This is a genomic window from Pseudomonas taetrolens (assembly GCF_900475285.1).
GTDB lineage: Bacteria > Pseudomonadota > Gammaproteobacteria > Pseudomonadales > Pseudomonadaceae > Aquipseudomonas > Aquipseudomonas taetrolens.
This window is the reverse complement of the sequence record NZ_LS483370.1, coordinates 3146847-3163589: the sequence shown is the minus strand read 5'-3', so window position 1 is coordinate 3163589 and position 16743 is coordinate 3146847. Positions and strand designations below refer to the sequence as shown.

General features: G+C 60.4%; 17 protein-coding genes and 1 pseudogene. 13 read left to right on the top strand and 5 right to left on the bottom strand.

The annotated features are described in order from the left end of the window. Window positions 1-34: 34 nt before the first annotated feature. Window positions 35-358 carry an EscU/YscU/HrcU family type III secretion system export apparatus switch protein gene (locus DQN55_RS14575; RefSeq protein ID WP_048383047.1) on the bottom strand — a complete coding sequence of 108 codons (324 nt, stop codon included), beginning with the start codon at window positions 356-358 and terminating at the stop codon, window positions 35-37. Beyond that, on the bottom strand, window positions 355-1926 hold the full coding sequence (fliK, locus tag DQN55_RS14570) for a flagellar hook-length control protein FliK (protein WP_048383048.1): 1572 nt from the start codon (window positions 1924-1926) through the stop codon (window positions 355-357). Before fliK ends, DQN55_RS14575 begins: the two co-directional genes overlap by 4 nt. Before the next feature lie 245 nt (window positions 1927-2171). Here fliK and ccmA point away from each other — a divergent pair, with 245 nt between their 5' ends. The 12 genes from ccmA to DQN55_RS22465 all read left to right on the top strand — a co-directional run bounded on the left by ccmA (window position 2172) and on the right by DQN55_RS22465 (window position 11652). After that, window positions 2172-2753, top strand: a complete 582-nt coding sequence (ccmA, locus tag DQN55_RS14565; protein ID WP_231995694.1) for a cytochrome c biogenesis heme-transporting ATPase CcmA — start codon at window positions 2172-2174, stop codon at window positions 2751-2753. Beyond that, window positions 2750-3418 carry a heme exporter protein CcmB gene (gene ccmB / locus DQN55_RS14560; RefSeq protein WP_048383225.1) on the top strand — a complete coding sequence of 223 codons (669 nt, stop codon included), beginning with the start codon at window positions 2750-2752 and terminating at the stop codon, window positions 3416-3418. The genes ccmA and ccmB overlap by 4 nt, the downstream gene beginning before the upstream one ends. Window positions 3419-3504: 86 nt before the next feature. Next, on the top strand, window positions 3505-4263 hold the full coding sequence (locus DQN55_RS14555) for a heme ABC transporter permease (protein ID WP_172601029.1): 759 nt from the start codon (window positions 3505-3507) through the stop codon (window positions 4261-4263). Continuing rightward, entirely contained in the window at window positions 4260-4436 is a 177-nt protein-coding gene (ccmD, locus tag DQN55_RS14550; RefSeq protein WP_048383050.1) for a heme exporter protein CcmD, read from the top strand. Before DQN55_RS14555 ends, ccmD begins: the two co-directional genes overlap by 4 nt. After that, window positions 4433-4885: a cytochrome c maturation protein CcmE gene (ccmE, locus tag DQN55_RS14545; RefSeq protein ID WP_048383051.1), complete on the top strand. Its 453-nt coding sequence runs from the start codon at window positions 4433-4435 to the stop codon at window positions 4883-4885. The genes ccmD and ccmE overlap by 4 nt, the downstream gene beginning before the upstream one ends. After that, a complete protein-coding gene (locus tag DQN55_RS14540) occupies window positions 4885-6873 on the top strand; it encodes a heme lyase CcmF/NrfE family subunit (protein WP_048383052.1) in 1989 nt (662 codons plus the stop codon). The genes ccmE and DQN55_RS14540 overlap by 1 nt, the downstream gene beginning before the upstream one ends. Then, entirely contained in the window at window positions 6870-7406 is a 537-nt protein-coding gene (locus tag DQN55_RS14535; protein ID WP_048383053.1) for a DsbE family thiol:disulfide interchange protein, read from the top strand. Before DQN55_RS14540 ends, DQN55_RS14535 begins: the two co-directional genes overlap by 4 nt. Continuing rightward, on the top strand, window positions 7403-7879 hold the full coding sequence (locus DQN55_RS14530) for a cytochrome c-type biogenesis protein (protein WP_048383054.1): 477 nt from the start codon (window positions 7403-7405) through the stop codon (window positions 7877-7879). Before DQN55_RS14535 ends, DQN55_RS14530 begins: the two co-directional genes overlap by 4 nt. After that, a complete protein-coding gene (ccmI, locus tag DQN55_RS14525; RefSeq protein ID WP_048383055.1) occupies window positions 7872-9071 on the top strand; it encodes a c-type cytochrome biogenesis protein CcmI in 1200 nt (399 codons plus the stop codon). Before DQN55_RS14530 ends, ccmI begins: the two co-directional genes overlap by 8 nt. Before the next feature lie 11 nt (window positions 9072-9082). Further along, window positions 9083-9487 carry a hypothetical protein gene (locus tag DQN55_RS14520; protein WP_048383056.1) on the top strand — a complete coding sequence of 135 codons (405 nt, stop codon included), beginning with the start codon at window positions 9083-9085 and terminating at the stop codon, window positions 9485-9487. A 366-nt stretch (window positions 9488-9853) separates the two neighbouring features. Then, the gene (locus tag DQN55_RS14515) at window positions 9854-11539 is read left to right on the top strand and encodes a sodium:solute symporter family protein (protein WP_048383057.1); all 1686 of its coding nucleotides are present in this window, start codon (window positions 9854-9856) and stop codon (window positions 11537-11539) included. Further along, on the top strand, window positions 11521-11652 hold the full coding sequence (locus DQN55_RS22465; RefSeq protein ID WP_218017838.1) for a putative transporter small subunit: 132 nt from the start codon (window positions 11521-11523) through the stop codon (window positions 11650-11652). The genes DQN55_RS14515 and DQN55_RS22465 overlap by 19 nt, the downstream gene beginning before the upstream one ends. A gap of 45 nt (window positions 11653-11697) precedes the next feature. Here DQN55_RS22465 and DQN55_RS14510 read toward each other — a convergent pair. Next, a pseudogene (locus DQN55_RS14510) lies at window positions 11698-12419 on the bottom strand (SDR family oxidoreductase). A 117-nt stretch (window positions 12420-12536) separates the two neighbouring features. On the opposite strand from DQN55_RS14510, the gene DQN55_RS14505 reads away from it, so the two are divergent. Beyond that, window positions 12537-13379, top strand: coding sequence for a PhzF family phenazine biosynthesis protein (locus DQN55_RS14505; RefSeq protein ID WP_048383059.1), 843 nt, complete (start codon window positions 12537-12539; stop codon window positions 13377-13379). A gap of 62 nt (window positions 13380-13441) precedes the next feature. On the opposite strand, the gene DQN55_RS14500 is transcribed toward DQN55_RS14505, so the two are convergent. Together DQN55_RS14500 and DQN55_RS14495 are read right to left on the bottom strand one after the other, a co-directional pair. Next, entirely contained in the window at window positions 13442-15385 is a 1944-nt protein-coding gene (locus DQN55_RS14500) for a DNA topoisomerase III (RefSeq protein WP_048383060.1), read from the bottom strand. Between the two features lie 351 nt (window positions 15386-15736). Continuing rightward, window positions 15737-16738, bottom strand: a complete 1002-nt coding sequence (locus DQN55_RS14495) for a sulfate ABC transporter substrate-binding protein (protein ID WP_048383061.1) — start codon at window positions 16736-16738, stop codon at window positions 15737-15739. Window positions 16739-16743: the final 5 nt, after the last annotated feature.

Below are 16743 nucleotides of genomic sequence, written 5' to 3'. Positions count from 1 at the left end.
GCCTTTCGGGTCTTTACCCGGCCTGCGGCAGCGGCTACTGATCGTGATCCGTGCAATCCCGCTCCGGCGTCCCCGCATCCGGATCAAATCCCACCGGGAACTTGCCTTTGAGTTGCCAGGCAAACGCGATGATCTCGGCCAGGGTCAGGTACAGCTCCCGCGGGATGCTGTCTCCCAGTTCCAGGCGCGCCAGCAATTTGACCAGTTCGGCGTTTTCATAGATCGGTATCTCGTGCGCTCGGGCGCATTCAAGAATGGCGGCAGCCAGTTCGTCGTCCCCTTTGGCGGTGAGAGTAGGGGCGTGCTTGCCGTCGTATTTGAGGGCGATCGCCTGGCGCGGTTCGGGCGGTGTATTCATGCGGTTTCGTCGACCCAGCGTTGTTCGAGTTGGGTGGGGCCGCTGTCTGGCGGGGTGCCTTGGTGGCAATCGAGATCGGTCACGCTTAACCCGGCATCGTTCAAACGTTGACGCAATTCGCCCAGTTGGCTGGCAATCAGTTCGGCGGTAAAAGCCCGTTGTGCCCAGAGCTGGCCCGAGAGGTTGCCGCGCAGCAATTGCGCCTGAACATGCAGCGGGCCCAGGGGTGAGAGGTCGAAGGCCAGTTCGATCCGCCACAGAGGGTCCTTGATTGCGCGTGCTTGCGGGGTTTCTGCTGATTCTTTTTCGGGGGGCTCTTCTCGCTGGAGCTTGACCTGCAGCGGCACGATGTCGTGGGCGTTGCGCATCGGGATTTCCAGCTGCCAGGTGGTCAGCAGATTGCCGTCGGGGGTGCGTCCGCTTTGTTCCAGGCTGGACAGTTGATGGCTTTGCAGGCGGGACAGCGCGGCTGCCGCCAGTTTCAGCAGGCTTTCCAGGCTGTCTTCGTTGTCGGTATTTTGCAGCGCCCGTTGTGGCAGCGGAAAGCCACCGGGCTGGGCTTTGGCGCTGATCTGGCCGAGCATGCCCAGAGCATTGCGAACAAAGGTCGGCATGGCCTGGGCCTGAACGCTGGCGGCGACGGCCGGATTGAAACCGGGGTTGGCCGGGACGCCGGGCAGGATCTGGGCAATCAGGCGTAACACGCTGGCCTTGAGATCCGGCGTCAGTGCGCGACCTTCGCCATTGAGCAGCCGGGCTTCCAGAAAGGCACCGCTGTTGAGCAAGGCGTTGCTCAAGGTCTTGGGGTCGCCCAGTTGCTGCGGTGTCGGCAGCCCCGTCAGCAGGGCTTCAACCGAGGTGCGCAGACCGATGGGAAGGTTTTGGTGGGCGGGCAGTTTTTGCAGGGCGCTCAGCAGACCTTCCAGCGAGCCTTGGCGGCTGAGTTGCCGGGCCAGTTGCTGGGTCACGGCCAGTTGATCCTGACGCCCGCCGAGCGAGACGAACTTCAGGGTGTGGGCGTCTTCTACCCGGGCGCTGAGCAAGCTGCCGACCCGCAAGGGTTGCGGGCTGTCCAGCATCAGGGTGCGGGTGCTCAGGGCGCTGTTGAGCAGCGTCACCAGCGAGCGGTAGATCGTCGGTCCGCCGTTTGCCTGTGCCAGCACTTGAGCACTCAGCACCTTGCCTTGTAGCAAAGTGCCCGGTGGCAGCTGTTGCGTATCCAGGCGGGTGAGGGCGTTTGCCTGGTGACTCAATGCCTGTTGTACGCTGATGGCCAGGCTGCCTGCCGTGGGTTGACTCACGCTCAGTAGCGTACCCAGCGGCAGGGGTTGGCTGCTGCTGACATGCACGTTTGCCTGGCGCCCGCTTTCAAGGGTCAACTTAAGCAATAGCTGGAAGGCCAGTTCACCCTGCTTGAGCGATAACACTTCAGCGGTGGCGCGGTGACCGGGGCTGATCAGGCCTTCGAGGGGTTGCAACAAGGTGAGCACGTCACCACCGCTCAGGGCGGGCCGTGGGCCGTTTGGCACGGCTGACGGAAGAGGTGGAATATTCATGTCGGCTTTCATCGTTACAACCTGTCGAAATTGCCATCTTTAGAGTAGGACATGGCATGTATAATGCGGCCCCGTTGTTCAAGGAGCCTAAAAACATCACCATTGTTTGATCCAGCTCCCTGAAACGGGCCGCAAATGCATTTATCCTGCATCACTTTAACGGCCGAGCCTGAGCCGACTTGAACCGTGAAGGCCTCAATTACGTGACCAGCCCTCTTCTAGAAGCCGTAGCACTCGCCTGTGAGCGTGATTGGCGGATGTTGTTCGAGAACCTCGAATTGCGTCTGTCCAGCGGTGACATGTTGCAAATCAGCGGCCCCAACGGGAGTGGCAAAACCAGCCTGCTGCGATTGTTGGCGGGCCTGATGCAGCCGACGGCGGGCGAAGTCCGGCTCAACGGCCAGGCCCTGGGCAACCAGCGTGCGCAACTGACCAGCAACCTGCTGTGGATCGGACATGCTGCCGGGATCAAGGACCTGCTCACGGCCGAAGAAAACCTCGCCTGGTTATGTGCCTTGCACCGTCCTGCCAGCCGCGAGGCGATCTGGGCAGCGCTGGCCGCAGTCGGCCTCAGCGGATTTGAGGATGTGCCGTGCCACACGCTGTCGGCCGGCCAGCAGCGACGGGTGGCCCTGGCCCGCCTGTATCTGGACAGCCCGCCCTTGTGGATCCTTGACGAACCGTTTACAGCGCTCGACAAACACGGTGTGGCGCAACTTGAAGAACACCTGGCCGGCCACTGCGAACGTGGCGGCATGGTGGTGCTCACCACTCACCATACGTTGACCCGGATGCCGGCCGGTTACCGCGATATCGACCTGGGGCGATGGGCTTTATGAATGTGTTTGGCGTATTACTGGCGCGTGAGGCGCGCCTGTTGTGCCGGCGTCCTGCCGAGTTGGCCAATCCGCTGGTGTTCTTCGCGATTGTGATCGCCATGTTTCCCCTGGCGGTCGGGCCCGAGACTCAATTGTTGCAAACCTTGTCTCCGGGGTTGCTCTGGGTGGCAGCACTTTTATCGGTTCTGCTCTCGCTGGACGGGCTGTTTCGCAGTGATTTCGAGGACGGTTCGCTAGAGCAGTGGGTCCTTTCGCCGCACCCTCTGGCGCTACTGGTGCTGGCCAAAGTGCTGGCACACTGGATGTTTTCCGGCCTGGCGCTGGTCATTCTGTCGCCGCTGCTGGCGTTGATGCTGGGACTGCCGGTAGCCTGCCTGCCAGTACTGCTGATGTCGTTGCTGCTTGGCACACCGGTGTTGAGCCTGCTCGGGGCCGTGGGCGCGGCGCTGACAGTCGGCCTCAAGCGCGGCGGTCTGTTACTGGCATTGTTGATTCTGCCCCTGTATATCCCGGTGTTGATTCTTGGCAGTGGCGCCCTGCAAGCCGCCCTCCAGGGAATGCCCGCGACGGGTTATCTGCTCTGGCTGGGCAGCCTGACCGCCCTGGCCGTAACCCTGACACCTTTTGCAATAGCTGCCGGACTGAAAATCAGCGTCGGCGAATAATGAGGTCTGGTCCAACGGACCAGTAAAGACCCTGGCTTTGATAACGGCCCGTACAGGCCGTGTCCTGGCACCGTGATGGAAACAGCGTGATGAACTGGACTTGGTTTCACAAACTGGGCTCGCCCAAATGGTTTTATGCCATCAGTGGGCGCCTGCTGCCCTGGCTAAGCATTGCCTCCGTGCTGCTGATCAGCGTCGGGGTGGTCTGGGGCCTGGCGTTTGCGCCACCGGACTACCAGCAGGGCAATAGCTTTCGCATCATCTATATCCACGTTCCGGCGGCGATGCTGGCCCAGTCCTGTTACGTGATGCTGGCAGTCTGCGGCGTGGTGGGGCTGGTCTGGAAGATGAAAATTGCCGATATCGCGCTGCAGTCCGCCGCACCGATCGGCGCCTGGATGACAGCCCTGGCGCTGGTCACTGGGGCCATTTGGGGCAAGCCGACCTGGGGCTCATGGTGGGTCTGGGATGCGCGCCTGACCTCGATGCTGATTCTGCTGTTTCTGTACTTCGGCCTGATTGCCCTGGGCAATGCCATCACCAATCGCGACAGCGCGGCCAAGGCCTGTGCGGTGCTGGCGATTGTCGGTGTGATCAACATCCCGATCATCAAATACTCGGTGGAGTGGTGGAACACCCTGCACCAGGGCGCGACCTTCACCCTTACCGAAAAACCGGCGATGCCCGCAGAAATGTGGCTGCCGCTCTTGCTCACGGTGCTGGGGTTCTATTGCTTCTTTGGGGCCGTGGTTCTGCTGCGCATGCGCCTGGAAGTGCTGAAGCGTGAGGCCCGCAGCAGTTGGGTCAAGGCGCAGGTTTCAAAAGCTCTGGAGGGCGCGCGATGAGTTTTGCTTCATTTGGCGACTTTATCGCCATGGGTCATCACGCGGTGTATGTCTGGTCGGCCTATGGCATTTGCCTGGCGGTGCTGGGAGTGAACGTGGCGTTGCCGATCATGGCGCGCCGACGTTATTTGCAACAAGAGGCGCGACGCTTGCGCCGGGAGAATTCGAAGTGAATCCGCTGCGCAAAAAACGCTTGATCATCATCCTGGCGATTCTGGTAGGGGTGGGCATTGCCGTGGCCCTGGCCTTGAGCGCTTTGCAGCAGAACATCAACCTGTTCTACACCCCGACCCAGATCGCCAATGGCGAAGCGCCGCTGGACACCCGGATCCGTGCCGGGGGCATGGTGGAAGCCGGCTCGCTGAAACGCTCCGGGGATTCGCTGGACGTAGCGTTCGTGGTCACCGACTTCAATAAGTCCGTGACCATCCAGTACCGTGGCATCCTGCCCGACCTGTTCCGTGAAGGGCAGGGCATCGTCGCATTGGGCAAACTCAATGCCGAGGGTGTGGTGGTGGCCGATGAGGTACTGGCCAAGCACGACGAAAAATACATGCCGCCCGAAGTGACCAAAGCGCTGAATGAAAGTGGTCAATCGGCGCCGGCGAAAGGGGTTAAGTGATGACGTCTGGACTGTTTATTCCCGAGCTTGGCCATCTGGCCATGATCCTGGCCCTGTGTTTTGCCGTGGTGCAGGCTATCGTGCCGCTGCTCGGCGCCTGGCGTGGCGACAAGTTGTGGATGAGCCTGGCGCAACCCGCCGCCTGGGGGCAATTCGCTTTCCTGCTGTTCTCCTTCGGCTGCCTGACCTATGCCTTTATGGCCGATGATTTTTCGGTGGCCTATGTGGCCAGCAACTCCAACAGTGCGCTGCCGTGGTACTACAAGTTCAGTGCCGTGTGGGGTGCCCACGAAGGGTCGCTGTTGTTGTGGGCGATGATTCTGGGCGGCTGGACGTTCGCGGTCTCGATTTTCTCGCGCCAATTGCCGCAAGTCATGCTGGCGCGGGTGTTGTCGATCATGGGCATGATCAGCATCGGTTTTTTGCTGTTTCTGATCCTGACTTCAAACCCGTTCGCACGTCTGTTGCCGCAGGTTCCTGCTAACGGCAACGACCTCAACCCGTTGCTGCAAGACATCGGCCTGATCGTTCACCCGCCGATGCTGTACATGGGGTATGTCGGCTTCTCTGTAGCCTTCGCGTTTGCCATTGCGGCTTTGCTCGGTGGTCGTCTGGATGCGGCCTGGGCCCGCTGGTCACGACCGTGGACCATCGTGGCCTGGGCTTTCCTGGGGATTGGTATCACCCTGGGCTCCTGGTGGGCTTACTACGAACTTGGCTGGGGTGGCTGGTGGTTCTGGGACCCGGTGGAAAACGCCTCGTTCATGCCTTGGCTGGTGGGCACCGCGCTGATTCACTCGCTGGCGGTGACTGAAAAACGCGGTGTGTTCAAGAGCTGGACCGTTCTGCTGGCGATTGCTGCATTTTCCTTGAGCCTGCTCGGGACCTTCCTGGTGCGTTCCGGCGTGCTGACCTCGGTCCATGCGTTTGCTTCAGACCCAGAGCGCGGCGTGTTTATCCTGATCTTCCTGTTGTTTGTGGTCGGCGGTTCGCTGACGCTGTTTGCGTTGCGCGCACCGGTGGTGAAAAGCCACGTGAGCTTCAAACTGTGGTCTCGCGAGACGTTGTTGCTGTGCAATAACCTGGTGCTGGTGGTAGCGGCTTCGATGATTCTGCTGGGCACCCTGTACCCGCTGATTCTGGATGCCATCAGTGGCGCCAAGATGTCGGTTGGCCCGCCGTACTTCAACGCGCTGTTCATTCCGCTGATGGGCTTGCTGATGGTGGTCATGGCCGTGGGCATGCTGGTGCGCTGGAAAGACACCCCGGTCAAATGGCTGCTGGGCATGCTGACCCCGGTCTTGCTGGGCACCGCGGCGTTGTCGGCAATTGCCGGAGTGGCCTATGGCGACTTCAACTGGGCCGTGATCACGACCTTTGCCCTGGCGGCCTGGGTGCTGCTGGCCGGTGTGCGCGATATTGGTGACAAGACCCGGCACAAAGGCCTGGTCAAGGGTGTACGCAGCCTGACCCGCAGCTACTGGGGCATGCAGATCGCTCACCTGGGCATCGCCGTTTGCGCGCTGGGCGTCGTGCTGTCGAGCCAGAACAGTGCCGAGCGTGACTTGCGCCTGGCCCCGGGCGAATCGATGGAGCTGGGCGGTTATCACTTCCTGTTTGAAGGGGCCAAACATTTTGAAGGGCCGAACTTCACCTCGGACAAAGGCACGGTGCGGGTTATTCGCAACGGCAAGGAAGTCAGCGTGCTGCACCCGGAAAAACGCCTGTACACCGTGCAGAACTCGATGATGACCGAAGCCGGTATCGACGCGGGTTTCACCCGCGACCTGTATGTGGCGCTGGGTGAGCCGCTGGGTGATGGCGCGTGGGCTGTGCGGGTTCACGTCAAGCCCTTTGTCCGCTGGATCTGGTTCGGCGGTTTGCTGACAGGGTTTGGCGGTTTACTGGCGGCCATGGATCGCCGCTACCGGACCAAGGTTAAAAGCCGCGTGCGTGAAGCACTGGGCATGACAGGAGCCACCGCATGAGACGCTGGTTGATGCTGATCCCGCTGGCTGTCTTTTTGGGCATGGCGTGGTTTCTTTATAAGGGCTTGTACCTGGATCCGACCGAATTGCCTTCGGCGATGATCGACAAGCCGTTCCCGGCGTTCAGTCTGCCGTCGGTCGAAGGTGACAAGACCCTCACTGAAGCGGACCTCAAGGGCAAGCCGGCGCTGGTCAACGTGTGGGCTACCTGGTGCATTTCGTGCCGGGTCGAGCACCCGGTGCTGACCAAGCTGGCCGAGCAGGGCGTGGTGATCTATGGCGTCAACTACAAGGACGTCAATGCCGATGCCAGGAAGTGGCTGCAGGAATTCCATAACCCGTACCAGTTGGACATCAACGACGAAGCCGGTTCGCTGGGCTTGAATCTGGGCGTGTACGGCGCACCTGAGACTTTCCTGATCGACAGCCAGGGCATCATCCGCCACAAGTTTGTCGGCGTGATCGACGAGACCGTGTGGCGCGAACAACTGGCCGGCAAGTATCAGGCGCTGGTTGACGAGGCTCGACCATGAAGCGCTGGTTAGCTGCGGTGGCCCTGGGGTTGACGTTGAGCGGCCTGGCCCATGCCGCCATTGACACCTATGAGTTCGCCAACGACGCCGAACGTGATCGTTTTCGTGAACTGACCAAGGAGTTGCGTTGCCCCAAGTGTCAGAACCAGGACATTGCGGATTCCAACGCACCGATTGCCACTGATCTGCGCCGGGAGATTTTCCGCATGCTCGGCGAAGGCAAGAGCAATCAGCAGATCATTGATTTCATGGTCGACCGCTATGGCGAGTTCGTGCGCTACAACCCGGCCCTGACCGGTAAAACGGCGGTGCTCTGGTTTGGGCCGCTGGGGCTGTTGGTGGGCGGGCTGGTGGTGATCGGGGTGATTGTCGGCCGCCGTCGTCGTACATCCCTGAGCGATCACGCTGACACACTTTCTGCCGAGGAGCGTCAGCGCCTCGACACCTTGCTGGATAAAAAACAAGATGATTGATTTCTGGCTTGCAGCAGGCTTGCTGCTGCTCATCGCCCTGAGCTTTATATTGATCCCGGTATTGCGTGGGCGTCGTGCCCAGCGTGAAGAAGATCGCACGGCCTTGAACGTGGCGTTGTACCAGGAGCGCGTGGCTGAGTTGCAGGTTCAGTACGAGGAAGGCGGCTTGACCGCCGAGCAACTGGAAACCGGGCGTGCCGAAGCGGCCCGCGAATTGCTGGCCGATACCGAAGGTGTGGCTCCGGCACGCGTGTCGAGCCTCGGCAAAGCGCTGCCGCTGTTGGCAGCGGTGCTGGTGCCGGTGCTGGGGTTGGGCCTGTACCTGCACTTTGGTGCCAGCGACAAAGTCGAGCTGACCCGCGAATTCTCCCAACCGCCGCAGTCCCTTGAAGAAATGGTGTCACGCCTTGAGCGTGCTGCGGCCGCGCAACCGGAGTCGGCCGAAGGCTGGTACTTCCTGGGGCGTGCCTACATGGCGCAAAACCGTGCAGCCGAGGCGGCCAAAGCGTTCGAACGCGCCGTGGCAGTGGCCGGCCGTCAGCCTGAGCTGTTGGGGCAATGGGCTCAGGCCCAGTACTTTGCCAACAACAAGCAATGGAACGACACGCTTCAGGCCTTGACCGATGAAGCCTTGAAGGCCGACCCGAAAGAAGTCACCAGCCTGGGCCTGTTGGGTATCTCGGCGTTTGAAGCCAAGCGCTACCAGGAAGCCATCAACTATTGGCAGCGTCTGCTGAACGAGTTGCCCGCCGGGGATCAGTCCAGCGTGGCGCTGCAAGGCGGCATCGACAAGGCCCGCGAGCAGTTGCTCGCCAGCGGCGGCCGGGTTGAAGCTGCGCCTGCCAAGACTCAAGCCTCGATCAAGGTCAGCGTTGACCTGGCCGACGCAGTCAAGGCCAAAGCCTTGCCCGGCGACAGTGTGTTCATCTTTGCCCGGGCCGTGTCCGGCCCGCCGGCACCTTTGGCCGTCAAGCGGGTGACGGTGGCGGATTTGCCAATCACCGTCGAGCTGAGTGATGCAGACGCAATGATGCCGCAGTTGAAACTGTCCAGCTTTCCTGAAGTCCAACTGATGGCACGCATCTCCCGCGCCGGTCAGCCAACCGCCGGCGAGTGGGTAGGGCGTAGCAAGCCACTGTCCAGCAGCACCGATACGCTGCAACAGTTGACCATCGACAGCCCGGATAAATAAGAGAAACCGCTATGGCCGCACTTGCACGCATCACCTTGTTCAGTCTTGTCCTCGGCCTGAGCGCCTGTGCGGTTCATCCTCCTTACGAGGAGCCCACTGCGCCGTCGGTGCCTTCAGTACCTTCAGTACCGAAGCCGCAGCCGTCCAGCAAGCCGTTGCCGGACATGCCGATTCCCAAGCCGCCGAAGCCGCTGCCGCGCACGTCGGCAACCTTCGCGCCGCCGCCCGGTGGCCCGAGCCATTGGGACGCACGTCTTGGGGTCTATGTGCTGGATAACCAGAGCAACACCTTCTACCGTCAGCGCGCCTACTACCGCTGGGACAACGGCTGGAGCCGCTCGGTCAGCCCCAACGGGCCGTGGGAAGAAACCGACATCAGCGGTGTACCGCCGGGGTTGAGCCGCCAGTTCAAGTGATGCATCGCGGCGGCCCTTGGGCCGCCGTTTTGCTTATGGCCTGCGGTATCAGGTCAATCCGCAATAGCCGCGTCAAATCTGTATAATCCGCTTCTGTTCGTGTCAGGGCTTTGCCTTTGATACAGGACTCATCTTCCGGCAACTGCCGGCCCTTGCTGCAAGCACCCGGCTCAACGTGCTAGCGCACGCTTTGCCTTTTGACGTGGGACGCCCTTTGCGTTCCGTCACTTGCCAGCCTTCACGACCACAACCCACGGACCGCTGTCCGCTATCGCCTGTTTCTCAGGAAAACCGGGTTGTTGCGCCTGCCAATATTGGCCTTTCGTTGCGTCTGCAACGGCTGTGGCGCACATAAAGGAGAAAGGAATGTTCCAACTTTCCACCCCCACTGTGCTTCTGCTTTTGTTTTGTTTCTATGGCCTGACGTTTTTGGTGTCTTTGCGTGTGGGTCGCAAAGAGGAAAACGTCGACGGTTACATGGTTTCCAATAACTCGATCGGCTTTGGCATGTCAGCCGCCAGCATGACCGCCACCTGGATCTGGGCAGCATCGTTTTATGCCGCCGCCAGCGCGGGTTATAAGTTTGGCCTGTCAGGCGCCTTGCATTACGGCTTCTGGGGGGCGCTGATGATTTTGTTCATCTACCCGTTTGGCCGGCGTTTTCGGCAACTCGCACCCAAAGCCCATACCCTCGCTGAAATCATGCATGCCCGTCACGGGCGTTCCAGTCAGATGATTCTGGCAGGCTCCAACATTGTCGGGAGCCTGATCAGCCTGATGGTCAACTTTACGGCTGCCGGGGCCCTGGTGGCAGTTCTCTCGCCTCTGAGCTTTACCCATGGCGTATTGATCGCTGGTGTCGGGGTCCTGACGTACACCATTTGGTCCGGTTTCCGCTCTTCGGTACTGACAGACTTCGGCCAGTTGTTTGCCATGATCTTTGCTGCGGTGGTGATCATCCCGATCATCTTCTTTCAGCTTGGCGGGCCGGAAATCTTCACTCAGGGCATGCCGAACATTACGCCTGAGCAAGCCAGTTTCTACTCAAAAACCGCAATTCTGGAGCAGGGTGCTCCCTACTTCGTGGCCGTGCTGGCCTACGCCATTGGTAATCAGACGATCGCCCAGCGGTTGTTTGCCGTGCGCGAAGACTTGATGAAGTCGACCTTTGTCACCGCGACCATCGGCTATGCCTCGATTGTCATCGGCCTTGGCATGCTGGGTTTTCTGGCGCTGCTGGCAGGTATCGAGCCGCAGGATGGCGATCTGAATAACTTGATCCCGCAGATGGCTTCGACCTATTTGCCGCCCTTTGCGGTCGGCCTGTTTTTCATCATGGTGATCGGCTCGCTGTCGTCCACCGCTGATTCTGATTTGTCGGCGCTGTCGGCGTTGGTGATGACCGATGTCTACGGTAAAAACGTCGCCAAAGGTAAGCCCAATCCCAAAACCATGTTGTTCGTGGGGCGCTTGACGATGGTGGTGGCGACGATGCTGGCCATGCTGTTCGCCAGTATGAAACTCGACATTCTGACCATGCTGATTTTTGTCGGCGCGTTGTGGGGCGCGATCGTGTTTCCGGTGATTGCCAGCCTGTATTGGGAGCGGATCACCAATGCGGCCTTTACCAGTGCAGCCATTGCCGGCTTCTTGATGTTCCTGGTGGCGCGTTTCGAATTGCTTGAAATGCAAGGCACTGTGGCGTTGTTGTTCGAACTGTGTGCCTCCATCGGTGGCGGCGTCGTGATTGGCTTGATGGCGTTCGGCTTCTTCGGCAAACGTGTGGGGTTTGTACTGGGTACATTGGCCTTCTTGATCATGGCCCCGTTCGCCTTTGGCTTCTTGCGCGATTATCCGGTTCTGTTGAGCTCCTTGACGGCTTACGGAGTCAGCACCGTGGTCTGTGTGCTGGTCAGCTTGCTGGCCAATGAATCCTTCGACTTCGACTGCATCAATGAACGCGTGGTCGCCTTCCACGGCACCGCTGAATCTGCCCCGGAAAGCAAACCTGCCACTGAAAAAGGAACCTCTCCATGTCCAGTTTCGCTCTAACCCTGTACGTCCTGATCTGGCCGGCGATTGCGGCGGCCGTGATGATTACTTTATGCGTCAGCCTGTATCGCGACATGCGCAAGGCCAAGCGTGATGGCACCGATTTGCTGTAGGTCGATGAAAAAACGGGCAAGGCGGTACGCTTGCCCGTGACGGATTTAAAACGCCGCTTTCCCGATTGACGCGCCACCGTCTACAAACAGGGTCTGGCCGGTGATGTAGCCGCTGTTCTGCGACAGTAAAAAGGCAATGGCCGAGGCGATTTCTTTGGGCTGACCCAGGCGCGCCATCGGGACACTGGCCAGATAACGTGCTTCACCGGCCGAGCCTGGCGGATTATTGTCGCGGAACAGTTCGGTTTCGGTCGGGCCGGGTGCGACAGCGTTTACCGTGATCCCGGTTTGCGCCAGTTCCAGTGCCCACGAACGGGTAAAACTCACCAGGGCCGCCTTGGCGGCGGCGTAGGCCGTGCGTTGAGTGATGCCGAGCACGGTGAGACTCGAAATGTTCACAATCCGCCCCCAGCCCGGGCGCGCATCCCCGGCAACAGTGCTTGTGTGGCTTGCAACGCTGAATGCAGATTGACCCGCATCACGTCATCGAATGCATCCAGATCAATCTCGCCCAGCGCTTGCGGGCGCACCAGCCCGACGTTGTTTACCAGTCCGTCAAACGCAAAGCGTTCGCTGAGTTCCTTGAGCACCTGCGCACTGCGCTCGCGATCCGCCAGATCCAGGGCAATCAAGGTACCGGGAAAGCTTGCGTCGTCAGCGTGACGAGCGATGCCTACCACTGTGTGGCCCGCCTGGGCCAGATACGTTGCCAGTGCGCGACCGATGCCTTTGCTGGCGCCGGTGATGAGGAAAGTACGTGCGGTCATGGTGTGCTCCTGAGTAAAAACTCTGGGGATGATACTGATTTGCTCAGCGGGTGTGCGTAAGAGGCTGGGCGGTTATGCTCTGCCCGGAAGTTGTCTTTTCGTGAACGGGAGTGGGATGTGAGTCGATTTGAATTCAAACAGGTGGATGTTTTCAGCGCCGTTGCCCTCAAAGGCAACCCGGTGGCTGTTGTTCTGAACGCTGACAGTTTGACCGATGCGCAAATGGTCGACTTTGCGCGCTGGACCAATCTGAGTGAAACAACATTTGTCCTGAAACCGCAAAACCCCGAAGCCGATTACCGGCTGCGTATTTTTACTACCCTCTCAGAATTGCCTTTTGCCGGACACCCGACGCTGGGCAGTTGCCACGCCTGGTTGGAAGCGGGCGGTAAAGCCCGTGGCGAAGTCGTGATTCAGGAATGCTCGACAGGCTTGATCCGAATCCGCCACAGGGACGGGCCGCTGGCTTTTACCGCGCCGCCTCTGTTGCGACAAGGTGCCGTCGAGGATGCCTTGCTGCAACGCATTTGCCGAGGCCTTGGGATTGAACTCAAGGCGGTGGTGCAGGCGCGTTGGGTGGATAACGGCCCGGGCTGGATAGCCTTGCTGTTGCGTGATCGCGAACAGGTGCTGGCCTTGAAACCTGATTACGCACAATTGATGGGCTTGTCCATCGGCGTGGTGGCCCCCTGGAACCCTGAGTGCGATGGGGATGAGGCGCAGTTTGAAGTGCGCGCGTTTTGTGCCGGTGAAGGCATGTCCGAAGACCCGGTGACCGGCAGCCTGAATGCCGGGCTGGCACAGTGGTTGATCGGAGAAGGCCTAGCGCCGGCGCGTTATGTGGCCAGCCAGGGCACGGCCATGGGGCGGGCCGGACGGGTATCGATCGAGCAAATTGGCGAGGATATTTGGGTCGGCGGCTCGGCAGTGACCTGCATTTCGGGGTGGCTGGATATTTGAACCGGTTTCAGCCAGCGGTAAATATCCCTCAGGCGGGTCGGTATCTTGAGTGTTGACTCCCCTTAAACACTTTTACTCTTGGGCTTTACCGCCCGTTTTGCCTTTGTTTTGCCGGGCGTTGACTTGCGCTTTTTCTTCCACGCCGGCGCGACGCCGGCCGGGCTGGCCGGTCCGCTGATGGTCATGCTCATGCCGCTGCAACGGGCGATATGCTTGCTCATCCAGGCGGCCTGCTTGGCGACGAACGTCTCCAGGGGCATTTCGCCACTTTGCACCATGTCCAGAGCCTGTTCCCAGATGGCGGTTGTGCCGGGGTCGGCGATGGCCCGGGGCACGGCGTCGATCAGGCTGAACGCCGGCGCAGTGGCGGCCAGGGCCTTGCCGTTTTTACTCAGGTAGCCGCGATCGAGCAGGCCCTGAATGATTCCGGCGCGGGTGGCTTCGGTGCCGATGCCGGTGGTGTCCTTGAGTTTTTGCTTGAGTTGCGGGTCCTGCACCAGCTTGGCCACGTTTTTCATGGCCTTGATCAAGTCACCTTCGGTGAAGGGCTTGGGCGGCTGGGTCCACAGGTCTTTAAGCTGGACGCCGGCAATGGCGCAGTCGAGCCCTTCGCGCAATACGGGCAAAGGTTGCGGGGCAGGGGCTTCGCGGCCTTTGGCTGGTGCCAGGGCTTCAGGCAGCGCGCGTTTCCAGCCGGGCTCGACGATCTGCTTGCCGACGGCACGCAGGGCCTGGCCGGCGCAGTCGAAGTCGGCCTGGGTGCGATCGTATTCGTGGTTGGGCAGGAACTGCGCCAGATAGCGTGCACGAATCAGGGTGTAGACCGCTCGATGTTTGCCGGTCAGACGCTCAAGATTTTTTGCGGCAGCGGTAGGAATGATGCCGTGGTGGGCGCTGACCTTGGCGTCGTTCCAGGCGCGTGAGCGCCGTTGCGGGTCCAGATGCCCGCTGAGCGGGGCCAGCGTCGGATCGACCCGCTGCAAGGCGGACAGGATCGACGCCGCCTCGCCGTGCTGACTTTGTGGCAAGTAGCCGCAGTCGCTGCGCGGGTAGGTGATGACCTTGTAGGTTTCGTACAGCGCCTGGGCGATGTCGAGGGTTTCTTGGGCACCGAGACCGAGTTTTTTCGAGCACACCTCTTGCAGCGTGCCAAGGTCGAACGGCAGCGGGGCGACTTCGCGTACGCGCTCGGTGCGCAATGTGCTGACACGGGCGCTGCTGGCGCTGTTGATTGCTGTAGCAGCCTGTTGCGCGTGGGGCTGATTGAGGCAGCGGTCATGTTCGTCGCAGGTATCGGGATCGGCTCGCCATTGTGCGGTGAACAGTTGCCCGTCGTGCTTGAGCTGTACGTCGATGGCCCAGTACGCGACGGGCACAAAGTCACTGATGCTGCGGTCGCGATCGACCACCAGGCGCAAGGTCGGGGTTTGCACCCGGCCCACGGGCAACACGCCCTGATACCCGGACTGGCGCCCGAGCAGGGTGAACAGGCGGCTCATGTTCATCCCGATCAGCCAGTCGGCCCGCGAGCGGCCCAGGGCTGAATGGTACAGGTTGAAGGTTTCGGTGCCAGGCTTGAGGTTAGCCAGGGCCTTGCGAATGGAGGCATCGTCCAGCGCTGACAACCACAGGCGCTGGATGGGCCCGCGATAGCGGCAGTGATCGAGCAGTTCGCGGGCGATCATCTCGCCTTCGCGGTCGGCGTCGGTGGCAATCACCAGCTCGCTGGCTTCGCCGAGCAGGCGCTTGACCGCCTTGAACTGGCTGGCCGTCTTGGGCTTGACGCGCATTTTCCACTTTTCGGGGATGATCGGCAGGTCGGCCAGCACCCAGCGCTTGTAGCGTTCGTCATAGGCGTCAGGCGGGGCCGTTTCGAGCAGGTGACCGATGCACCAGGTGACCGTGGCATTGGGCCCCACCCAGCAGCCATCACCGCGTCGGCTGGCACGGAGCACGGCTGCAATATCTTTGGCCTGGGAAGGTTTTTCACACAGAAACAGCCGCATAACGCCACTCATTGAACTTGCCGCGCAGAAGGTGCACAGCATGGGCAGAGTTTGGCTGCAGGGCAACTGTTTTTACTGGGTTTATGTACAGCTTGCTGTGTGCGCAGCGAAGGTTTTGCGCAGGGGCAAGGCCATTTTGCTGACGTTTGTGGCTGATTGACAACACAGAGCCGCGGTCAGGGCGCAAACCGTAGAGCGCCGCGGCGCACTCAACGGAAAGGTACACCAGGCTTTGCGACGGCTGCGCCGGCGGACACGGCCTCGTGCTACTCGACCGCTGCTACAGGCTGCGATAAGGGCGAGGATTCACCCAAACCCGTAGCAGCTGCTACGGGTTTGGGTGCAAAGCGATTACTGGCCGCTGTAGATCTGATCGAACACGCCACCGTCGTTGAAGTACTTTTTCTGCACGTCACGCCAGTCGCCGAAGGTTTTCTCTACCGACAGGAAATCGACTTTCGGGAAGCGGTCGGTGTACTTGGCCAATATTGCCGGGTCCCGTGGACGCAGGTAGTTCTTGGCTGCGATTTCCTGGCCTTCAGGCGACCACAGGTACTTCAGGTACTGTTCGGCAACGGCACGGGTGCCTTTTTTGTCGACCACTTTGTCGACCACGGTCACTGGCGGCTCGGCTTCGGCGGAGACGCTGGGGTAAACCACTTCGAACTGGTCGCGGCCGAACTCACGGGCGATCATTTCGGCTTCGTTTTCGAAGGTCACCAGCACGTCGCCGATCTGGTTGGTCATGAACGTGGTGGTTGCGGCACGGCCACCGGTATCCAGCACCGGGGCCTGTTTGAACAGCTTGGCCACGAAGTCTTTGGCCTTGGTCTCATCGCCGCCATTTTTCAGCACGTAACCCCAGGCCGAGAGGAAGGTGTAACGGCCGTTACCCGAGGTTTTCGGGTTGGGGACGATCACTTCCACGCCATCCTTGAGCAGGTCTGGCCAGTCTTTGAGGGCTTTCGGGTTGCCTTTGCGCACGATAAACACGGTGGCCGAGGTGAATGGCGCGCTGTTGTCCGGCAGTCGGGTGACCCAGTTTTCCGGCACCAGCTTGCCGTTGTCGGCCAAGGCATTGATGTCGGTGGCCATGTTCATGGTGATGACGTCAGCCGGCAGGCCATCGATCACCGAACGTGCCTGTTTGCTTGAACCGCCGAAAGACATTTGTATGTTGAGCTTGTCTTTGTTTTCGGCTTGCCAATGTTTCTGGAAGGCAGTGTTGTAGTCCTTGTAGAAGTCTCGCATCACGTCATAGGACACGTTTAATAGCGGTGGCTGAGCGGCATGAGCAATGCTGCCGAGCACCAGGCCTGCGGCCAGAATTGAGACGCTAAAGAGTTTTTTCACTGCGC